The organism is Sediminimonas qiaohouensis DSM 21189, from assembly GCF_000423645.1.
Taxonomy (GTDB): Bacteria; Pseudomonadota; Alphaproteobacteria; order Rhodobacterales; family Rhodobacteraceae; genus Sediminimonas; species Sediminimonas qiaohouensis.
The window spans coordinates 68,376-87,453 of sequence record NZ_AUIJ01000005.1; the positions used below are offsets into that span (position 1 = coordinate 68,376).

The window sequence follows — 19,078 nt, forward strand, 5'->3', positions numbered from 1 at the left end:
CATAAAACCAACCACTTACCCTCACCGCCCCACAGCGAAATCCCTACCCCTCATCCTTGAGCAGGATCAGCAGCGCCACCACCGTCAGCCCGACACCGCCCAGCACCATCACAGGCGGCACCCCGTGACCCAGCAGAAACTCCAGCGCGATCACCCATGTCGGCGTCAGGTAGGTATAGGCCATCACCTTGGATGACGGCAGCCTCAGCGACGCATATTGAAGCAAAACAAAGGTCGTCGCGCTGGCAAAGATCGACACGTACCCGATCGTGATCCACACGATCGGCGGCAGCTCGGACCACCGCGTCGCCATGATATCGGACCAGCCCCAAAGCGTCACCAGAACGCCGCCCGCCACCAGCATCCCGAAGGTGAACACCACCGCCGGCTCCCCCCGGTTCAGCTTGCGCACCATCGGCGTATAGATCGCATGCGCCACGCAGCCCCAGAAATAGATCGCCTCGCCGGGCCCGATCCGGAACTGCATCACCGCCTGCCAGTCGGCGCGAAAGATCACCCAAAGCGCCCCCAGCGCCCCAACAGCCAACCCCGCCGCGATCCGCAGCGTCGTGATCTGCCGCAGCAGAACATACCCCGCCGCCGCCGCCATCACCGGCGTCAACGTGAACACCGCCGACGCCGACACCGGCGCGGCGGTCTTGAGTCCCTCGAACATCAGCACGAAATAGGTGGCAAACGTACCCCCCAGCAGCACGTACCGCCACGGCGCGCGAAACGCCGACCGCGGCAGACCCGTCGTCGCCAGCGCCACCGCCCCCACGATCACCGCCGCGATCGCGAACCGCACGGCATTGAGTGCGGAAGGCGCGATATGATTGGCCGCCATCACCCCGAGCGAGAATGACCCCGCCACCAGCGCCGAAAAGACCAGCATCGCCAGATGCCCGCGCAACCGATCCCGCGCGCCCGGCGCCGCGGCCGCTACTCCAGTGGACAGGCTCATTTCCCCTCCCAGCCGTCGATGTGTTCCTTGAGATAGCTCAGCAGCGCCTGCACCTTCGGCGTGCGATGCAGATCAACATGCGTCACCAGCCACAGCGGCGCCTCCCAATCCTCGCGCGGCGGCGCCACCTCCAACAGGTCGGGATACTGCGCCGCCGCCCAGCGCGCCATGAACCCGATCCCCATCCCCTCGACCACCGCCATCTCAAGGGCCCGCGGGTCGCTGGACCGGAACACCACGCTGCCATGCGGCACCGCCGACCAAAGCCACCGATAAAACGGCGCGCGCGAGTTCAGATCATCGGTCGAGACAAAGCGGTGCCTCGCGAACTCCTCCTCGGTTTCGGGAATGCCATGCGCGGCCGCATAATCCTGCGACGCATAGAGCGCCGTGCGCTGGCGCGAAAACGGCTGCACCACGTTGTCGGGCTGCTCGGGCGCCGCACCCGCCCGGATCGCGACATGCGCCTCTCCGTATTCCATGCGAAACAGCCGCTCGCCGGTCAGATAGCGCAGGATGACATCGGGATACTGCTTGCTGAACCCCGCCAGCACCGGCGTCAGAAGCGGCGCCAGCCCTCCCAGCGAGGTGATCACCAACTCCCCCGTCACCGCGTCGCCATGGCCCTTGATCCGCCCGGCAAGCTGCGCGAACTGATCGTCGGTCGTCTGCGCCACCCGGCACAGATCGGTGCCCGCCTCGGTCGGGGTATACCCGCGCGCATGCCGCTGAAACAGCTTCACACCCAGCCGCGCTTCAAGCGCGTCGATATGCCGGATCACCGTGGCATGGTGCACGCCCAGCACTTCGGCCGCGCCGCTCACCGTGCCGATCCGGGCGACGTTATAGGCAGTGCGGATTTCATCCCAATTTTCCATGATCGGGCCTCCCGAACTTATGTGCACAAACGAACAGCACCTATATCAAGCCTATCGTTGCGTTATTCAATGCACAATTCAATATTCACTGCATCACAGACATACCCGATCCGACAGGAGATCACACCATGACCGACACCATCTTGCATATCAACGCCTCCGCCCGCCGTCAGGGCTCCGTCACCCGCAACCTGACCGCAAAGGTCGTCGCCGGCCACCCGAACGCACGGGTCATCACCCGCGACCTGGCCGAGGCCCCCCTGCCCCAGCTTACCGAGGACTGGGTCGCGGCCAACTTCACCCCGGCCGACGCCCGCACCAAGGCACAGAACGACACGCTCGCCCTTTCCGACACGCTCGTGGCCGAGCTACAGGCCGCGGATACGCTGGTGATCGGCCTGCCGGTCTATAACTTCGGGGTTCCCGCCGCACTCAAGGCGTGGGTCGACCTGATTGGACGCGCCGGCGTCACCTTCCGCTACACCGAAAACGGCCCCGAGGGCCTTCTGACCGGCAAACGCGCCATCGTCGCGCTCGCCTCCGGCGGGACCGAGGCCGACTCGGCCATCGACTTCGCCACGCCGTACATCAAGCATGTCCTTGGCTTCATGGGCATCACCGATGTCACTGTCGTCGCCGCCGACCAAATGGCACAGAACGCCGAGGCAAGCCTTGAAAAGGCGACCGCACAGATTGCCGAGCTGGCCCGGGCCGCCTGACGGCCTGTTACCGCTTGTGGCCGCCTGACGGCCCGTCGCCGCTTGGGGTCGCCCGCCCTCTTCCTCGGGCGGCCCCAAGCCTCAGTCCGGCGCGCCTCACGTGCGATACGGCCGCCCCGCCCGCCGGTCTTTCCCCCTTCCCCGGTTCCCGCGCCGCGCAAGCACCGCTTGACATACGCGCGCTTTCGGCCTACTCCGCGCCAAATTTCCGGAAGTCCGTCACGCTTCCGGTCCCATGGGCAAAGCCCGGGATCGCCCCCCACCAGCGCGTTGCGCCCGTGGGGGCAATTGTGGTTTGAACCGTCATCCCTATGTTGGGGGTGACACGGCAGCAACCGGCGAAGGAGGCCGAAGGCATGTTTGAAAATCTCTCCGAACGCCTTTCCGGCGTCCTGGACCGCCTGACCAAACAGGGCGCGCTTTCCGAGGACGACGTCAAGACCGCCCTGCGCGAGGTGCGCGTTGCGCTGCTTGAGGCCGACGTCTCGCTACCCGTCGCGCGCGATTTCGTCGCCCGCGTGCAGGAGCAAGCCACCGGCCAAGCCGTCACCAAATCCGTCACCCCCGGCCAGCAGGTCGTCAAGATCGTGCACGACGCGCTGGTCGAAACCCTCAGCGGCGCGGAAGATCCCGGCACCCTGCGCATCGACACGCCCCCCGCCCCGATCCTGATGGTCGGCCTGCAGGGCTCGGGCAAGACCACCACCACCGCCAAGCTCGCCAAGCGGCTGAAGGATCGCGACGGCAAGCGCGTGCTGATGGCCTCGCTCGACGTGAACCGCCCCGCCGCGATGGAGCAACTCCAGATCCTCGGCACCCAGATCGGCGTCGATACCCTGCCCATCGTCAAGGGCGAAGACCCGGTCGCCATTGCCAAGCGCGCGAAAACCCAAGCCTCGCTAGGCGGCTACGACGTCTACATGCTCGACACCGCCGGCCGCCTGCACATCGACGCCGAACTGATCGCGCAGGCCGCCGCAGTGCGCGACGCCGTAACCCCGCGCGAAACGCTGCTGGTGGTCGACGGCCTGACCGGCCAGGACGCCGTCAACGTCGCCACCGAATTCGACGACAAGATCGGCGTCTCCGGCGTCGTGCTCACCCGTATGGATGGCGACGGGCGCGGCGGCGCGGCCCTTTCCATGCGCGCCATCACCGGCAAGCCGATCCGCTTCGTCGGCACCGGCGAAAAGATGGACGCGATAGAGACGTTCGAGCCCGAGCGCATCGCCGGTCGCATCCTCGGCATGGGCGATATCGTCAGCCTCGTCGAGAAGGCGCAGGAAACCATCGAAGCCGAACAGGCCGAGCGCATGATGAAGCGCTTCCAGAAGGGCCAGTTCAACATGAACGACCTGCGCATGCAGCTCGAACAAATGCTCAAGATGGGCGGCATGGACTCGATCATGGGCATGATGCCCGGCATGGGCAAAATGGCCAAACAGGTCCAGAACGCCGGCTTCGACGATTCCATCCTGCGCCAGCAAATCGCGCTGATCCAGTCGATGACCAAACGCGAACGCGCCAACCCCCAGATCCTTCAGGCCAGCCGCAAGAAACGCATCGCGCGCGGCGCCGGGCTCGAGGTGTCGGACCTCAACAAGCTGCTGAAAATGCACCGGCAGATGTCCGACATGATGAAAAAGATGGGCAAGATGGGCAAAGGCGGCGCCCTCAAACAGGCCATGAAAGGCATGTTCGGCAAGGGCGGCGGCATGCCCGACATGAACGACCCCAAGGCAATGGAAGAGGCCGCGCGCGCCATGGGCGGCGGCAAGGGGATCGGCGGCATGGGCGGCGGCCCCGGCAAGGCGGGCAACGCCCTTCCCCCCGGCCTCTCGGGCTTCGGCAAGAAGAAATGACCATGCCTTCATCTTGCCCCAAATACTCCCGCCGGAGGCACCCCGCCCATCCGCCCGCGCATTCGCCCGCAATGATGCGTCGCGCCCGCCCCATGCCAAGATCGGACGCGCGGCAGCGCGGCAATGTGGGGGCGCCGTCATGAGCCTCACCAACGCCCCCACCCTGGAAACCGAACACCTGATCCTGCGCGGCCCCGAGCCGCGCGATTTCGAGCCGCTGATCGCGTTCCTGACCGACCGCACCCGCGCGGAAGGGTTTGGCGCCTACGACACCCGTCACGACGCCTGGCGCTGGGTCGCGCTCAGCGTCGGACACTGGCACATCCACGGCTACGGCTACTTCACGATTGAGGACCGCGCCACCGGCCGACCCGCCGGCATCACCGGCATCTGGAACCCCGATGGCTGGCCCGAGCCGGAACTCGGCTGGGTCGTGTTCGACGGCTACGAGGGGCGCGGCATCGCGTTCGAGGCCGCCGCGCGCGCCCGCGAATGGGCCTATGACACGCTGGGTTTCACCACGCTGACCTCCAACATCGTGCCGGACAACACCCGCTCGGTGGCGCTGGCCGAACGGCTGGGCGCATGGTTCGAACGCGAATATACCAACGTCACCATGGGCCGCGACATGCTCTACCGCCACCCCGGCCCCGACGCGCTTGGCTCCGATGGATCGGTGGAGGCCTACGCCTGATGCCCAGCCAATCCATCCCCGTCATCGAAACGCAGCGCCTTGTCCTGCGCGGCCCCGAGCCGCAGGATTACCCGAATTTCAAGGCGACCTTCTCAAGCTACCGCTCGCGGTTCATGGGCGGGCCACTCAACGATTACGAGGCGTGGATGCTCTATGCCGCCGAGATCGGCCATTGGCAGATCCGCGGCTACGGCATGTGGATGATCCACGACAGGGACACCGACAAGACCCTGGGCATGGCCGGCGGCTGGTTTCCCGCCAAGTGGCCCGAGCCCGAAATCGCCTGGATCATCTGGCCAGAGGTGGCCGGCCACGGCTACGCGCTCGAGGCGACCCACGCCGCGCGCGATTATTTCTACGACACGCTCGGCTGGTCCGGCGCCGTCAGCTACATCGACCCCAAGAACCTCGACAGTATCCGCCTGGCCGAACGGCTCGGCGCGGTCAAGGACGCCGCCGCGCCCTCGATCGACGGGCACGACGCGGTCTATCGCCACCCCGCCGCGGCCTCCCTGCATGGCAGCCAGGTCGAGCACGGGATCGAAATGGAAATCGCCAATTACTGCGACCCTCTGTTCAAACCCAAGGGGATGCCCATTGACTGACGATCACACCACCCGCGCCGCCGCGCTTCTGGCCGAGCACCGCGAGTCCATCGACAGGCTCGATGCGATCCTCGTCTACACGCTGGCCGAGCGGTTCAAGCACACGCAGTCGGTGGGCCGCCTCAAGGCGCAACACGACCTTCCCCCGTCCGATCCCAGTCGCGAGGCGCGACAGATCGCACGGCTCGAAGACCTGGCGACACGGGCCGACCTGGACCCGGAATTCGCCAAGAAGTTCCTGAACTTCATCATCGCTGAAGTCATTCAGCACCACCAGAAGCACCAATCATAGGACGGGCAAACCGCCCGCCCGAACGACCGCCATTCAAAAAGGAGATACACCAATGGCCATGAAAATCCGTCTCGCCCGCGCAGGTAGCAAAAAGCGTCCCTTCTACCGCATCGTCGCCGCCGACAGCCGCATGCCCCGCGACGGCCGCTTCATCGAGAAGCTGGGCACCTACAACCCGCTGCTGCCCAAGGATAGCGAAGACCGCGTGAAAATGGACCTCGAGCGCATTCAGCACTGGCTCGACAAGGGCGCGCAAACCACCGACCGCGTCAGCCGCATGCTCGAAGCCGCCGGCGTCGTCGCCAAGAAAGAGCGCAGCAACCCCAACAAGGGCACCCCGGGCAAGAAAGCCCAGGAACGCGCCGAGCAGAAGGCCGCCAAGGCCGCCGAAGCCGCCGATGCGGGCGCCGAGGCCGAGGCCGAGGCAGGCGCCGGCGAATAAGCCAGCCGCCTGGCACGGGGCGCGGCCGCCGACATTCGCGGCGCGCCGCCCCCGCCTTGCCATCACGCATGGGGGCGCGGATGACCGATCCCAACGACGACACTGACGACACGATGATTTGCGTCGGCGCCATCGCCGGCGCCTTCGGCGTGCGCGGCGAGGTGCGCCTCAAAAGCTTCACCGCCGATCCGCTCGACATCGCGGATTATGCGCCGCTGACCTCGGAAAACGGCGAGATGTCCTTCGACGTGCAGGTCGTCGGCCCGATCAAGAACGGGCTGTCCGTCCGCCTGAGCGGGATCGAAACCCGCGAACAGGCCGAGGCGCTGCGCGGCGTGCGCCTGTGCGTGCCCCGCACCCGCCTGCCCGCCCTGCCCGACGATGAGTTCTACCACGCCGACCTGATCGGGCTGGAGGTGCGCGATACCGGCGGCACCCTTCTGGGCACGGTGAAATCGGTGCCCAACCACGGCGCCGGCGACCTTCTGGAAATCGCCCCGCCCGGCACCTCGGAAACCGTGCTGCTGCCGTTCACCCGCGCCGCCGTGCCCACCGTGGACCTGGCCGCCGGGCGCATCGTCGCCGACCCGCCCGAGGGGCTGCTGTAACATGCGGCTGATCGTGCATGCGGGGTTCCACAAGACCGGAACCAGCAGCGTGCAAAGGATGCTGCGCCGCAACGGCAACCGCTTTGCCCGCGAATTCCGGGTGTTCACCCACCGCGACCTGCCCGGCCTTTGCGGTGCCGCGCGCGCCCTGTCGGCCTCGCGCGATCCGCTTGATGACGGGCTGTTCGCGATGGAACTGGCGGAGTTTCTCACCGCGCTGGGCACAGACGATCCGCGCCCCGTGGTGATCAGCTCGGAAAACCTGGCCGGGCACATGCCGGGGCGGTACGGGCTGCGGCACTACTCGGCCGCGCCCGCGATCATGGCCCGCTTTGCCGAGATCGCCGCCGAATGCCTCGCCGCGCCGCGCATCACGTTCTATTTTTCCACCCGCGCGCCCGAGGCGTGGCTGCGCTCGTGCCATTGGCAACACCTGTGCGCCACCCGCATGACCGACGATTTCGCCACCTACCGCGCCGCCTACCTGCCCCATGCCGACCTTGCCGGCGATGTCGCCGCCATCGCCCGCGCCGTACCCGCGCCCCATGACGTGGTCAGCGCCGCGCTCGACGATGCGTCGGGCGGCCCGCTTGGCCCCCTCGATCCGCTGCTCGACGTGATGCGCCCCTCGGACGCGCTGCGCGCCGCGCTCACCGCGCTGCCGCCCGCCAATACGGCACAGCCGGCGCATGTCGCCGATGAATTGCTACGGCTCAACCGCTCGGACATGGACGCGGACACCGTGCACGCCGCAAAAACCGCGCTTTTGCAGCGCGGCCAAAGCGGCTAAGGACATGAGCCATGAGTAACCCCGACAAACCCGCACGCTCTCCCGCACGCTCTTATGGGCGCAAGTCCATCACCGCCACGCGCACCCCGCGCGACCTGCTGGACGATACCGACGCGCGCGCCGGGGTCTGGACCGCGCAGGTCCTTACCCTCTTCCCGCAGGCCTTTCCCGGCGTTCTGGGCGAAAGCCTGACCGGGCGCGCCCTGCGCGACGGGCTCTGGGCGCTCAACCCGATCGACCTGCGCCCGTTCGGCGTCGGCCCGCACCGCAACGTCGATGACACCCCGACGGGCGGCGGCGCCGGCATGGTCCTGCGCCCCGATGTGGTGGGCCACGCACTGGACCACGCAGGCGAGCGGGCGCATGGCGACTGGCCGGTCATCTACCTTAGCCCCCGCGGCCGCCCCTTCGATCAGGCGATGGCGCACCGCCTGGCGCAGGCCGATGGCGTCACCCTCCTGTGCGGCCGGTTCGAGGGCGTGGATCAGCGCCTTCTCGATGCCTACGACGTGCAAGAGGTGTCCCTGGGCGATTTCGTCCTCACCGGCGGCGAGATCGCCGCTCAGGCCTTGATCGATGCGACAGTCCGCCTTATACCGCGCGTACTCGGGAATCAGGCATCGACCGAAGAGGAATCCTTTTCGGACTTTTTGCTTGAGCACCCGCAATATACCAAACCCGCCGTCTGGAAGGATCGCGCGGTTCCCGATGTTCTTCTGTCGGGCCACCACGCGAAGATCACCGACTGGCGCCGGGCCATGGCCGAAAGGCTGACCAAGGAAAGACGACCTGACCTCTGGCGGGCTTATTGTGAAAAACACGGTAGGGACCCGGAAGAAGACCAAGAGCTCTGAGGACGCGCCACAACTTTGCGGGCCAAACCGCAAGCAGCATAGGAGTTGATCAGATGGACCTGATCGCAGAACTGGAGGCGGAACAGATCGCCTCCCTCGGGAAGAACGTTCCCGATTTCAAGGCCGGCGACACGATCCGCGTCGGCTACAAGGTGACCGAAGGCACCCGCACCCGTGTGCAGAACTACGAGGGCGTGTGCATCAGCCGCAAGAACGGCAGCGGCATCGCCGGTACCTTCACCGTGCGCAAGATCTCCTTCGGCGAAGGCGTGGAACGTGTGTTCCCGCTCTACTCGACGAATATCGAGGCGATCACCGTCATCCGCCGTGGCCGCGTCCGCCGCGCCAAGCTGTATTACCTGCGTTCGCGCCGTGGCAAATCGGCCCGCATCGCCGAGGATACCAACTACAAGCCGCTCTCGGGCGCCAAAGCATAAGGATCGGCACGATGAAAAAAGACATCCACCCCGATTACCACATGATCGACGTCAAGATGACCGACGGCACCGTGTTCCAGGTCCGCTCGACCTGGGGCGCCGAAGGCGACACCATGACGCTCGACATCGACCCGACGGCGCACCCCGCCTGGACGGGCGGCTCCTCGCGCCTGATGGACGCCGGCGGCCGCGTCTCCAAGTTCAAGAAGAAATACGAGGGCCTCGGCTTCTAAGCGACCGCGCAGCCGTCTTTCAGGATTACCCCGCGCCCCGCCCGGCGCGGGGTTTTCTCATTCGCCCTCACCGGCCCGGACAAGGCACCCTGTCCACCGCTTCATCTTGCCCGAAATACTCCCGCCGGAGGCGTCCCATCCGCAGCGTACGAATCGCACGGCTCACGCCCCGAACCGTACGTTTGCGCGCAAGCGCCGTTCGTGACCTCACTGCGCGGCAGTGCAACGATCCCCGAAAAGGCGCGTTTGCGCCCTTCCATATTCATGCAACACCTGCGAATGAATGCGCCAAACGGCGCGCTCGGGGCTTTGCAAACCCCGGGCGGCCACAATATCGTGTAGAAAACGCGACATAGGGCGCGACATGGGGGACAGAAAAGGCATGGCGCATATCATCGTGGTCGGCAACGAAAAGGGCGGCGCGGGCAAATCAACCGTATCCATGCACGTCGCCACTGCACTCGCCCGCATGGGCCACAAGGTCGGCGCACTTGATCTGGACCTGCGCCAGAAATCTTTTGCCCGCTATGCGCAGAACCGGAAGAATTTCATTGAATCTCAAGGCGTTGACTTACCTTCAGCCGAGTATCATGACCTCCCCGAGGCCGAACAATCCGACCTCAAGCCGGGCGAGAACATCTATGATCACCGCCTGTCTGCCGCGATTGCCTCGCTGGAATCGTCGTGTGCTTTCATAGTGATAGACTGCCCCGGCTCGCATACCCGGCTCAGCCAGGTCGCACATAGCCTTGCCGATACGCTGATCACGCCGCTCAACGATAGCTTCATCGATTTCGATTTGCTGGCGCATATTGATTCGGACGGACAGAAAATCCTCGGCCCCTCCGTCTATTCGGAAATGGTGTGGAATGCCCGGCAGTTACGCGCACAGGCCGGGTTGAAACCCATTGATTGGGTGGTCGTGCGCAACCGCCTTGGCGCGCAGCAGATGGTTAACAAGCAAAAAATGGGCGCCGCGCTCGAACGGCTGGCAAAACGCATCGGATTTCGCACCGCTCCAGGATTTCATGAACGTGTGGTGTTCAGAGAGCTCTTTCCCCGCGGCCTGACCCTGCTGGACCTCAAGGATATCGGGGTGAAGCAGCTCAACATCTCCAACATCGCAGCACGGCAGGAATTGCGCGACCTGGTCAAGGCCCTCAACCTGCCCGGCGTCACGGTCGATTTCTGATCGCGCTACATCCGCGCCAGTTTTCGCAAGGCATTGCGAAGGATGGATAATTCCTGATCGCTGAAATCTGTCGATAGCCGCGCATCATACCTCGTCGCCACCTTGCGCAGGTCGCGATAGGCCGCCTCGCCCATGGCCGTCAGGTCAAGATATTCCAGCCGCCGATCGTCCTCATCGCGCGTCCTGGTCAGGAATCGCCGCTCCTCCAGCCGCGCCACCGCGCGGCTGATCTTGGTCTTGTGCATCTTCGACCGGCGCCCGATCTCCTTGGCCGTCCTCCGCCCGTAAATGCCTAAGTGAAACAAAACCCGCCACTCGGTTCGCAGCATTCCATAGCGATCCTTGTAGATCTTCTGAAAGGCCAGACTGCTCTCTTCGGCCGCCTGATTCAGCAGGTAAGGCAGGAAATCCTGCAATTCGAAGGCTTCATTCTTGTCCATGCTGATCCTCCTTCTACCCTTGTTAGTTACAAAATCAACCATTAACAACGCAAGCAACAAAGGAGGAAATGCCATGACTCTCGACACCGTCCCCGAGACTTTCGTCCAAGCCCCCACACCCCAGGGCACAACGCCCGGCTACATGCCCGGATTTGGCAACGATTTCGAAACCGAGGCCCTGCCCGGCGCGCTGCCCCAAGGCATGAACAGCCCGCAAAAGTGCAACTATGGCCTCTATGGCGAGCAACTCAGCGGCACCGCCTTCACCGCCCCCAGCCACCAGAACGAGCGCACGTGGTGCTACCGCATCCGTCCCAGCGTGAAGCATTCCAGCCGTTACAAGAAGATTAACGTGCCGCACTGGCGCTCGGCTCCCAACGTGGACCCGGACGTGATCAGCCTCGGCCAATACCGCTGGGACCCGGTCCCCCACACCGATCAGCCGCTGAACTGGATCACCGGCATGCACACCATGACCACCGCCGGCGACGTGAATACGCAGGTGGGCATGGCCAGCCACATCTACCTGGTCACCGCATCGATGCAGGACGAATACTTCTTCTCCGCCGACAGCGAGCTGCTGGTCGTGCCACAGGAAGGGCGGCTGCGCTTTGCTACTGAGTTGGGCATCATCGAGGTGGCACCACAGGAAATCGCGATCATTCCCCGCGGGCTTGTCTACCGCGTCGAAGTGATGGAAGGCCCCTGCCGCGGCTTCGTCTGCGAAAACTACGGTCAGAAATTCGAACTGCCTGGCCGCGGCCCGATCGGCGCCAACTGCATGGCCAACCGCCGCGATTTCAAGACCCCGGTCGCCGCCTTCGAGGATCGCGAGACGCCCTCGACGCTGACCATAAAGTGGTGCGGACAATTCCACAGCTGCGAGATCGGGCAGAGCCCGCTCGACGTGGTCGCCTGGCACGGCAACTACGCGCCCTGCAAGTACGACCTCAAGGACTACTGCCCCATCGGCGCGATCCTGTTCGACCACCCCGATCCGTCGATCTTCACCGTGCTGACCGCGCCGTCAGGCGTGCCGGGCACCGCCAATATCGACTTCGTGTTGTTCCGCGAACGCTGGATGGTGATGGAAGACACCTTCCGCCCCCCATGGTATCACAAGAACATCATGTCCGAGATGATGGGCAACATCTATGGCCAGTACGACGCCAAGCCGCAGGGCTTTGTCCCCGGCGGGTTGAGCCTTCACAACATGATGCTGCCGCACGGCCCGGATCGCGACGCGTTCGAGGGCGCCAGCAATGCCGACCTGAAGCCCGAGAAGCTGGACAACACCATGTCATTCATGTTCGAAACCCGCTTCCCGCAGCACCTGACCGCGTTTGCCGCGAACGAGGCACCGCTTCAGGATGACTATATCGATTGCTGGGACGGCATCGAAAAGAAATTCGACGGCACCCCCGGCGTGAAATGAAAAGGTCGCGGGCTTCCCCCGCCCCGCGGTCAAGCCGTAGGGTGGGGCAGGCCCGTTTCCAACCAAGGACACCAACATGACCCTGATGAAATCTTGGGTGACCTCGGCGAACGCCGCGGATCACCCGTTTCCACTCAATAACCTGCCTTACGGCGTGTTTTCGACCGATACGCTCGATCCGCGCTGCGGCGTGGCAATCGGCGACATGATCCTTGATTGTAGCGCCGCCGAAGAGGCCGGCCTGATCACCCTGACCGAGGCGGCGCTTTTCGACGTTCCTTTCTGGAACGAGGTGATGGAAGAAGGCCCCGAACTGTGGGCCGCCCTGCGCGCGCGGCTGACCGAGATTCTGGTTGAAGGCAGCGCCGATCGCGCCGCGGCCGAGCCGCTTTTGGTGCCGCAAGCGGACGCGCAGATGCACCTGCCATTCCTCGTGTCTGAGTACACCGATTTCTACGCCGGGCGCCATCACGCCACCAACGTGGGCACCATGTTCCGCGGCGCCGAAAACGCGCTGCCGCCCAACTGGCTGCATGTTCCCATCGGGTATAACGGGCGCGCCTCGTCGGTGGTGGTGTCGGGCACCGAGGTCCGCCGCCCCTGGGGGCAGCTCAAATCGCCCGATCACGACACGCCTGCCTTCCTGCCCTGCCGCCGGTTTGATCTGGAGCTGGAGATGGGCGCCATCGTCGGCCAACCCAGCGACGGCCCGGTGACGGTAGACGAGGCCGACGCGATGATCTTTGGTTACGTGCTGCTCAATGACTGGTCGGCGCGCGATATCCAGGCCTGGGAATACCAGCCCCTCGGCCCGTTCCAGGCCAAGGCGACCGCCACCAGCATCAGCCCCTGGATCGTCACCGCCGCCGCGCTCGAGCCGTTCCGCGTGGACTGCCCCGCGCGCGAGGTTGAATTGCTCGATCACCTCAAGGACACCGGCCCGATGCTCTATGACATCGACCTGTCGGTGACGCTGGCCCCCGATGGCGGGGCAGAGACCGAAATCGCCCGCACCAACTACCGCGAGATGTACTATTCCTCGGCACAGCAACTGGCCCACCACACCACCAGCGGCTGCCCGATGAACCCGGGCGATCTACTCGGCTCGGGCACCATCTCGGGCGCGGGAAAGCAGCAGCGCGGCAGCCTTCTGGAACTAAGCTGGGGCGGCAAGGAGCCGATCACGATTGAAAACGGACAAACCCGCAGCTTCATCGAAGATGGCGATACAATCACCCTGCATGGCGCCGCCCGTGGAAAGGGATACACCATCGGGTTCGGGACATGCGCGGGCAAGGTCACGCCGGCGCTGAAAGATCCCTACGCCCGCTGACGCCTTCATCTTGCTTAAAATACTCCCGCCGGAAGCTCCCAACATCACCCTCGGCGGCACCGCTCGAAAGGATACACCACAATGGCCAAGGCATTCGCATCCCAAGGGGACATGACCGAAAAGAAAATCACCTTCAGCGAAGTGGGCGAGGGCCTTTATGCCTTCACCGCCGAAGGCGATCCGAACAGCGGCGTTATCATCGGCGATGACAGCGTCATGATCGTCGAGGCGCAGGCAACCCCGCGCCTGGCGAACAAGGTGATTGAATGCGTGCGCTCGGTCACCGACAAGCCGATCACCCATGTCGCGCTCACCCACTACCACGCCGTGCGCGTTCTGGGCGCCAGCGCCTTCGACGCGGGGCAGGTCGTGATGTCCGACATGGCCCGCGCCATGGTGGTCGAGCGCGGGCAAGAGGACTGGGATAGCGAATTCCAACGCTTCCCCCGCCTGTTCGAGGGGCATGAAAGCATCCCCGGCCTTACCTGGCCGACCACCACCTTCAACGATTCGATGACCGTCTATCTCGGCAACCGGCGGGTGGACCTGATGCACCTGGGCCGCGCGCATACAGCGGGCGATATCGTCATCCACGTGCCCGATTCCAACGTGATGTTCACCGGCGACATCGTCGAATACCACAGCGCCTGCTACTGCGGGGACGGGCACTTTTCCGATTGGGGCGATACGCTGGACGCGATCAAGTGGTTTGACGTGGACGCCATCGCACCGGGCCGGGGCGACGCGCTGGTCGGGCGCGAAATGGTCAATGCCGCTATTGAGAACACCCGCGACTTCGTGGAAAGCACCTATCGCCCGGCCGCCAAGGTGGCAGCGCGCGGCGGCTCGCTGAAGGAAGCCTGGGATGCCGTCCGCGCCGAATGCGACCCCAAGTTCGCCGATTACGCGATCTACGAGCATTGCCTGCCCTTCAACGTCGCCCGCGCCTATGACGAAGCGCGCGGCCTCGATACGCCGCGCATCTGGACGGCTGAGCGCGATATCGAAATGTGGGAGCAGCTTCAGGGCTGAGCCACGGCCGCCCGCGGAAGGTAACGACATGAACAAGATCTTCGAAATACCGCTCTACCCCTACACCCGCAGCCCCGATCAGGATGCCGACCGCCCGGTCCGGCGCAAGGTGGTGATCGTTGGCGCCGGGCCAATCGGCCTGGCCGCGGCGATCGACCTGGCGCGCCAGGGCGTTGAGGCCATCGTTCTGGACGATAACGACAAGGTCAGCTTCGGCTCGCGCGCGATCTGCTTTGCCAAGCGCCCGCTTGAGATCCTTGATCGGCTGGGCTGCGGGCGACCGATGGTCGACAAGGGTGTGCAGTGGAACGTCGGCAAGGTCTTTTTCGACGAGCGCAAGGTGTTCGAGTTCAACCTGCTGCCCGAAGAGGGGCATCGCCGCCCCGCCTTCATCAACTTGCAGCAGTATTATTTCGAAGAGTACCTCGTTGAGCGCGCCCGCGAGCTTGAGGCAGACGGCGCGCCGATCGAATTGCGCGGCGGCAACACGGTGACATCGGTGCAGCAGTACGTCGATCATGTCAGCCTTGAGATCGAAACGCCCGATGGGCCCTACACGCTCGAAGCGGACTGGCTGATCGCCTGCGATGGCGCCGGCTCTCCCATCCGCGCGATGATGGGGCTGGATTTCGTGGGCCGCGTGTTCGAGGACAACTTCCTGATCGCCGACGTGGTGATGGACGCCGATTTCCCGACTGAGCGCTGGTTCTGGTTCGACCCGCCCTTCAACAGGGGCCAGTCGGCCCTGCTGCACAAGCAGCCCGATGGCGTCTGGCGGATCGATCTGCAACTGGGCTGGGACATCGACAAGGAAGAAGAGAAAAAGCCCGAAAACGTCATTCCCCGACTCAAGCAGATGCTAGGTGACGAGGTAGAGTTCGACCTTGAATGGGTCAGCATCTACACTTTCCAGTGCCGCCGAATGGAGAAATTCCGCCACGGCCGCGTGCTCTTTGCCGGGGATTCGGCCCATCAGGTCAGCCCCTTCGGCGCACGCGGCGCAAACTCGGGGTTGCAGGATACCGATAACCTGGTCTGGAAACTCAAGATGGTTATCGACGGCACAGCCCCCGAAACCCTGCTGGACAGCTACGATACAGAACGCGTTCAGGGCGCGGATGAGAACATCCTGAATTCCTCGCGCTCGACCGATTTCATCACCCCCAAATCCGAGATGAGCCGCATTTTCCGCGATGCCGTTCTGGATTTGGCCGAGCATCACGAGCTGGCCCGCCCGCTGGTCAATTCGGGGCGGCTTTCGGTGCCTTGCGTGCATGACGGCTCGCCCCTCAATGGCGACGATGCTCTGCCGGGCGGGCCGTCACGCGCGCGTCCCGGCGCCCCCTGCCCCGATGCGCCGGTAGGCGACGGGTTCCTGCTGGATGAGTTGGGAGATCGCTTCATTCTGGTGACATTTGGCACCGACGCGCCCGATGCGTTGTCCGAATCCGGCGTGATCGCACGGCGCCTTGCGCTGCACCCCGGCGATGACCCAAGCGGCGCCCTGCAAGAGCGATACCTTGGTGATGCGTCCACCGCCGTTTACCTGGTTCGCCCCGATCAGCATGTCGTCGCCCGTTGGCCCCGCTATGACGAGGGCGAAACCCGCGCCGCGATCCGCCGCGCCATTGGTCTGGAGTAATCCGTCATGCCATTGACCCTTAACGCCAACCTGCCCGACGCCGACGATGTCTATGCCGACCTGCTGGCCGCGCACGAGGGGCTGAGCAAGGAACAAAGCGATGCCCTGAACGCGCGGCTGATCCTGATACTGGCAAACCACATAGGCGACCGCGAGACCCTGCGCGAGGCACTCCGGCTTGCGCGCGCCCCGGGAACGGGCGCGCAGTAGCGCACGACTAAGCGCTTTACGATCTTGCCGCCGACGGCCGCCGCCTTTACCCATTGCAAGGGACAGGAGGTGCGCGCATGCGGTGGCAGGATTTTCCGAAGTGGGGCAAGTGGGCGGCCAACTGGGCCGCGCGGTATCATGCGGGCCTGCGCGACAAACCCGTGCGCGCGCGAACCACCCCCGGTGCAATCCTGAACGCCCTGCCCGCCAGCCCGCCAGACACCCCGCAACCGATGGACGATATCATCGCCGATTTCGAGACCATCGTAATGCCGGGGATGACCCATTGGCAGCATCCCCGCTTCTTTGCCTATTTCCCCTCGAACGCGGCACCTGCGGCGGTTCTGGCCGATAACCTGATCACCGCAATGGCCCCGCAATGCATGCTGTGGCAGACATCGCCCGCCGCAACCGAAATGGAAACCCGGATGATGGACTGGCTACGCCAGGCCGTTGCCCTTCCGGGCACGTTCCAGGGCGTCATTCAGGATAGCGCCAGCACCGCCACCCTCGCCGCCGTTCTGGTCATGCGCGAGCGCGCGTTGAACTGGCACGGCAACGCCGAGGGTTTGTCCGGGCAACCGCAGCTGCGTGTCTATGCATCAAGCGAAACGCACAGCTCCGTGGACCGCGCCATCTGGATCAGTGGCATCGGGCAGGCCAACCTTGTCCGCATCCCGACCAAGGGCCCCACGCGCGGCATGGACATCTCCGCGCTTGAAGGCGCGATCGCCGCCGACAAGGCCGCGGGCCGCTTACCTGCGGGCATCATCGCCTGCACCGGCGGCACGGGGACCGGCGCCTGCGACGATGTCGCCGGTATCTGCGCCGTGGCCCGGCGTCATGATCTGTTCACCCATGTCGATGCGGCCTGGGCGGGGTCGGCCATGATCTGCCCCGAGTTCCGCACGCTGTGGGCCGGCGTCGAAGAGGCGGATTCCGTCGTCTTCAATCCGCACAAATGGCTGGGCACGCAGTTTGACCTGTCGGCGCATTTCCTGCGCGCGCCCGATGACCTGACACGGACCCTCGCGATACAGCCCGAATACCTCAAGACCCACGGCGCCGATGGCGTCATCAACTATTCTGAATGGTCGATCCCGCTGGGCCGCCGGTTCCGCGCGCTCAAGCTGTGGTTCCTGATCCGGGCGCATGGCCTGAGCGGTCTGCGGCAGATGATCCGAAACCATGTCGGCTGGAGCCGCGATTTGGCAGAGCGCCTGCGCACCGCGCCGGGCTTTGAAATCGTAACCGAGCCGATCCTGTCGCTGTTCACCTTCCGCTATGCGCCCAAAGGCACGGATGCCGATGCCATGACGCAGGCGCTTCTGACGCGGCTCAATGACGATGGGCATATCTACGTGACGCAAACACGGGTCGATGGCCACTACGTGATCCGCTTTCAGATCGGGCAATTCGATTGCACCGCGGAAGACGTGGATATCGCCTTTGATACGATCATCCAAACCGCCAAATCGCTTGAGGATCAATGATATGCCCGCACCGATAAACCCGTTCAAAGCCGCCCTTGCACGCGCAGAGCTGCAACTGGGATGCTGGGCCGGCTTCGCGGACCCGTACGCGACCGAGGTTCTCGCGACCGCCGGGTTTGATTGGCTGGTCATAGACGGGGAACATGCCCCCAACGACCTGCGATCGATCATGGCGCAGCTGCAGGTTCTGGAGGGCAAGCAATCGCACGCGGTGGTGCGCCTGCCCATCGGGCATGACTGGATGATCAAGCAGGTGCTGGACGCGGGCGCGCAAACCCTGCTGATCCCGATGGTGGACAGCGCCGAACAGGCGCGGCACCTGGTTCGTGCGATGCGCTACCCGCCGGCGGGCATTCGCGGGGCGGGCGCGGCGCTTGCCCGGGCGTCGCGCTTTTCCGACATCGAGGACTATGTTGCCACCGCGGACGACCAGATGTGCCTGCTGGTGCAAGTCGAAAGCCGCAAGGGACTTGAGGCGCTTGACGACATCCTTGCGGTTGACGGCGTCGATGGCGTTTTTATCGGGCCTGCCGACCTGGCCGCCGACATGGGCTATGGCGCCGACAGCTCCGCACGCCCGGTGGCCGATGCGATCCGGGACGCCCTGGAACGTATCGCGGCCAGCAGCAAGGCGGCCGGCATCCTCGCGCTGGCCCCGGACACCGCCGGGCAGTACCGCGATTGGGGGGCACAGTTCCTCGCAGTGGGGATTGATGTGCTGATGTTGGCGCGCACCGCGCGCGCGACGGTCTCGGCCTGGAATGACCGCAGAAAAATTGACTGAGGAATCGCGAAAATTCAGCTCAATCATCTGAATTGACTGAAAGAATTTTCAGTTTCCTCCGTTCTGCAGGCAACACCGTTGACAAGGGCTTATTCCGTGGCATCGTGGAAGGGCAACGCGGACTCGGCATTTTTGCCGG

General features: G+C 64.7%; 22 protein-coding genes. 19 read left to right on the top strand and 3 right to left on the bottom strand.

The features are described 5' to 3' along the window. Nucleotides 1-43 precede the first annotated feature (43 nt). Nucleotides 44-964: a DMT family transporter gene (locus G568_RS0106325; protein ID WP_051202811.1), complete on the bottom strand. Its 921-nt coding sequence runs from the start codon at nucleotides 962-964 to the stop codon at nucleotides 44-46. Next, complete coding sequence (locus tag G568_RS0106330) at nucleotides 961-1,842, bottom strand: LysR family transcriptional regulator (protein WP_026757237.1); 882 nt, start codon at nucleotides 1,840-1,842, stop codon at nucleotides 961-963. The genes G568_RS0106325 and G568_RS0106330 overlap by 4 nt, the downstream gene beginning before the upstream one ends. Nucleotides 1,843-1,970: 128 nt before the next feature. On the opposite strand from G568_RS0106330, the gene G568_RS0106335 reads away from it, so the two are divergent. The 12 genes from G568_RS0106335 to G568_RS0106395 all read left to right on the top strand — a co-directional run bounded on the left by G568_RS0106335 (nucleotide 1,971) and on the right by G568_RS0106395 (nucleotide 10,570). Beyond that, nucleotides 1,971-2,561, top strand: coding sequence for an FMN-dependent NADH-azoreductase (locus G568_RS0106335; RefSeq protein WP_026757238.1), 591 nt, complete (start codon nucleotides 1,971-1,973; stop codon nucleotides 2,559-2,561). A gap of 356 nt (nucleotides 2,562-2,917) precedes the next feature. Beyond that, nucleotides 2,918-4,423, top strand: coding sequence for a signal recognition particle protein (gene ffh, locus G568_RS0106340; protein ID WP_026757239.1), 1,506 nt, complete (start codon nucleotides 2,918-2,920; stop codon nucleotides 4,421-4,423). A gap of 139 nt (nucleotides 4,424-4,562) precedes the next feature. Continuing rightward, entirely contained in the window at nucleotides 4,563-5,117 is a 555-nt protein-coding gene (locus G568_RS0106345; RefSeq protein ID WP_026757240.1) for a GNAT family N-acetyltransferase, read from the top strand. After that, nucleotides 5,117-5,722 (top strand): GNAT family N-acetyltransferase, encoded by a 606-nt coding sequence (locus tag G568_RS0106350; protein WP_026757241.1) that lies wholly within the window; start codon nucleotides 5,117-5,119, stop codon nucleotides 5,720-5,722. Before G568_RS0106345 ends, G568_RS0106350 begins: the two co-directional genes overlap by 1 nt. Then, on the top strand, nucleotides 5,715-6,014 hold the full coding sequence (locus G568_RS0106355) for a chorismate mutase (RefSeq protein ID WP_026757242.1): 300 nt from the start codon (nucleotides 5,715-5,717) through the stop codon (nucleotides 6,012-6,014). Before G568_RS0106350 ends, G568_RS0106355 begins: the two co-directional genes overlap by 8 nt. A gap of 52 nt (nucleotides 6,015-6,066) precedes the next feature. Next, a complete protein-coding gene (gene rpsP / locus G568_RS0106360; protein WP_026757243.1) occupies nucleotides 6,067-6,456 on the top strand; it encodes a 30S ribosomal protein S16 in 390 nt (129 codons plus the stop codon). Nucleotides 6,457-6,536: 80 nt separating this feature from the next. Beyond that, nucleotides 6,537-7,064, top strand: coding sequence for a ribosome maturation factor RimM (gene rimM, locus G568_RS0106365; RefSeq protein WP_245582892.1), 528 nt, complete (start codon nucleotides 6,537-6,539; stop codon nucleotides 7,062-7,064). A gap of 1 nt (nucleotide 7,065) precedes the next feature. After that, complete coding sequence (locus tag G568_RS18400; RefSeq protein WP_037373787.1) at nucleotides 7,066-7,854, top strand: hypothetical protein; 789 nt, start codon at nucleotides 7,066-7,068, stop codon at nucleotides 7,852-7,854. A gap of 11 nt (nucleotides 7,855-7,865) precedes the next feature. Continuing rightward, the gene (gene trmD / locus G568_RS0106375; RefSeq protein ID WP_026757245.1) at nucleotides 7,866-8,708 is read left to right on the top strand and encodes a tRNA (guanosine(37)-N1)-methyltransferase TrmD; all 843 of its coding nucleotides are present in this window, start codon (nucleotides 7,866-7,868) and stop codon (nucleotides 8,706-8,708) included. Nucleotides 8,709-8,761: 53 nt separating this feature from the next. Beyond that, complete coding sequence (rplS, locus tag G568_RS0106380; protein ID WP_026757246.1) at nucleotides 8,762-9,145, top strand: 50S ribosomal protein L19; 384 nt, start codon at nucleotides 8,762-8,764, stop codon at nucleotides 9,143-9,145. 11 nt (nucleotides 9,146-9,156) lie between these two features. Further along, nucleotides 9,157-9,378 (top strand): 50S ribosomal protein L31, encoded by a 222-nt coding sequence (rpmE, locus tag G568_RS0106385; RefSeq protein ID WP_026757247.1) that lies wholly within the window; start codon nucleotides 9,157-9,159, stop codon nucleotides 9,376-9,378. A gap of 382 nt (nucleotides 9,379-9,760) precedes the next feature. After that, nucleotides 9,761-10,570: a division plane positioning ATPase MipZ gene (locus G568_RS0106395; protein WP_026757248.1), complete on the top strand. Its 810-nt coding sequence runs from the start codon at nucleotides 9,761-9,763 to the stop codon at nucleotides 10,568-10,570. 5 nt (nucleotides 10,571-10,575) lie between these two features. On the opposite strand, the gene G568_RS0106400 is transcribed toward G568_RS0106395, so the two are convergent. Beyond that, complete coding sequence (locus tag G568_RS0106400; protein ID WP_026757249.1) at nucleotides 10,576-11,010, bottom strand: MarR family winged helix-turn-helix transcriptional regulator; 435 nt, start codon at nucleotides 11,008-11,010, stop codon at nucleotides 10,576-10,578. A gap of 73 nt (nucleotides 11,011-11,083) precedes the next feature. Between G568_RS0106400 and hmgA the strand changes: the two genes are divergently transcribed. From hmgA to G568_RS0106435, 7 genes are all read left to right on the top strand, one after another. After that, nucleotides 11,084-12,445, top strand: coding sequence for a homogentisate 1,2-dioxygenase (gene hmgA, locus G568_RS0106405; protein ID WP_026757250.1), 1,362 nt, complete (start codon nucleotides 11,084-11,086; stop codon nucleotides 12,443-12,445). Between the two features lie 76 nt (nucleotides 12,446-12,521). After that, nucleotides 12,522-13,778 carry a fumarylacetoacetase gene (gene fahA, locus G568_RS0106410; protein WP_026757251.1) on the top strand — a complete coding sequence of 419 codons (1,257 nt, stop codon included), beginning with the start codon at nucleotides 12,522-12,524 and terminating at the stop codon, nucleotides 13,776-13,778. A gap of 81 nt (nucleotides 13,779-13,859) precedes the next feature. Beyond that, nucleotides 13,860-14,810 (top strand): MBL fold metallo-hydrolase, encoded by a 951-nt coding sequence (locus G568_RS0106415; protein ID WP_026757252.1) that lies wholly within the window; start codon nucleotides 13,860-13,862, stop codon nucleotides 14,808-14,810. Between the two features lie 28 nt (nucleotides 14,811-14,838). After that, nucleotides 14,839-16,452 (top strand): FAD-dependent oxidoreductase, encoded by a 1,614-nt coding sequence (locus G568_RS18405; RefSeq protein WP_037373790.1) that lies wholly within the window; start codon nucleotides 14,839-14,841, stop codon nucleotides 16,450-16,452. 6 nt (nucleotides 16,453-16,458) lie between these two features. Then, nucleotides 16,459-16,662 carry a DUF2783 domain-containing protein gene (locus G568_RS0106425; protein WP_026757253.1) on the top strand — a complete coding sequence of 68 codons (204 nt, stop codon included), beginning with the start codon at nucleotides 16,459-16,461 and terminating at the stop codon, nucleotides 16,660-16,662. Nucleotides 16,663-16,739: 77 nt separating this feature from the next. Next, a complete protein-coding gene (locus G568_RS0106430) occupies nucleotides 16,740-18,155 on the top strand; it encodes a pyridoxal phosphate-dependent decarboxylase family protein (RefSeq protein WP_026757254.1) in 1,416 nt (471 codons plus the stop codon). Nucleotide 18,156: 1 nt separating this feature from the next. Beyond that, nucleotides 18,157-18,939 (top strand): aldolase/citrate lyase family protein, encoded by a 783-nt coding sequence (locus G568_RS0106435; RefSeq protein WP_026757255.1) that lies wholly within the window; start codon nucleotides 18,157-18,159, stop codon nucleotides 18,937-18,939. Nucleotides 18,940-19,078: the final 139 nt, after the last annotated feature.

Excerpts from the sequence above, each read along its gene's own strand:
- G568_RS18400 (WP_037373787.1), top strand. The coding sequence starts at position 7,066 with ATGCGGCTGATCGTGCATGCGGGGTTCCACAAGACCGGAACCAGCAGC.
- G568_RS0106430 (WP_026757254.1), top strand. The coding sequence starts at position 16,740 with ATGCGGTGGCAGGATTTTCCGAAGTGGGGCAAGTGGGCGGCCAACTGG.
- G568_RS0106325 (WP_051202811.1), bottom strand. The coding sequence starts at position 964 with ATGAGCCTGTCCACTGGAGTAGCGGCCGCGGCGCCGGGCGCGCGGGAT.
- G568_RS0106395 (WP_026757248.1), top strand. The coding sequence starts at position 9,761 with ATGGCGCATATCATCGTGGTCGGCAACGAAAAGGGCGGCGCGGGCAAA.
- G568_RS18405 (WP_037373790.1), top strand. The coding sequence starts at position 14,839 with ATGAACAAGATCTTCGAAATACCGCTCTACCCCTACACCCGCAGCCCC.
- G568_RS0106425 (WP_026757253.1), top strand. The coding sequence starts at position 16,459 with ATGCCATTGACCCTTAACGCCAACCTGCCCGACGCCGACGATGTCTAT.
- rimM (WP_245582892.1), top strand. The coding sequence starts at position 6,537 with ATGACCGATCCCAACGACGACACTGACGACACGATGATTTGCGTCGGC.
- G568_RS0106415 (WP_026757252.1), top strand. The coding sequence starts at position 13,860 with ATGGCCAAGGCATTCGCATCCCAAGGGGACATGACCGAAAAGAAAATC.
- G568_RS0106400 (WP_026757249.1), bottom strand. The coding sequence starts at position 11,010 with ATGGACAAGAATGAAGCCTTCGAATTGCAGGATTTCCTGCCTTACCTG.
- hmgA (WP_026757250.1), top strand. The coding sequence starts at position 11,084 with ATGACTCTCGACACCGTCCCCGAGACTTTCGTCCAAGCCCCCACACCC.
- rpsP (WP_026757243.1), top strand. The coding sequence starts at position 6,067 with ATGGCCATGAAAATCCGTCTCGCCCGCGCAGGTAGCAAAAAGCGTCCC.
- G568_RS0106330 (WP_026757237.1), bottom strand. The coding sequence starts at position 1,842 with ATGGAAAATTGGGATGAAATCCGCACTGCCTATAACGTCGCCCGGATC.
- rpmE (WP_026757247.1), top strand. The coding sequence starts at position 9,157 with ATGAAAAAAGACATCCACCCCGATTACCACATGATCGACGTCAAGATG.
- G568_RS0106345 (WP_026757240.1), top strand. The coding sequence starts at position 4,563 with ATGAGCCTCACCAACGCCCCCACCCTGGAAACCGAACACCTGATCCTG.
- fahA (WP_026757251.1), top strand. The coding sequence starts at position 12,522 with ATGACCCTGATGAAATCTTGGGTGACCTCGGCGAACGCCGCGGATCAC.
- rplS (WP_026757246.1), top strand. The coding sequence starts at position 8,762 with ATGGACCTGATCGCAGAACTGGAGGCGGAACAGATCGCCTCCCTCGGG.
- G568_RS0106435 (WP_026757255.1), top strand. The coding sequence starts at position 18,157 with ATGCCCGCACCGATAAACCCGTTCAAAGCCGCCCTTGCACGCGCAGAG.
- G568_RS0106335 (WP_026757238.1), top strand. The coding sequence starts at position 1,971 with ATGACCGACACCATCTTGCATATCAACGCCTCCGCCCGCCGTCAGGGC.
- ffh (WP_026757239.1), top strand. The coding sequence starts at position 2,918 with ATGTTTGAAAATCTCTCCGAACGCCTTTCCGGCGTCCTGGACCGCCTG.
- G568_RS0106350 (WP_026757241.1), top strand. The coding sequence starts at position 5,117 with ATGCCCAGCCAATCCATCCCCGTCATCGAAACGCAGCGCCTTGTCCTG.
- trmD (WP_026757245.1), top strand. The coding sequence starts at position 7,866 with ATGAGTAACCCCGACAAACCCGCACGCTCTCCCGCACGCTCTTATGGG.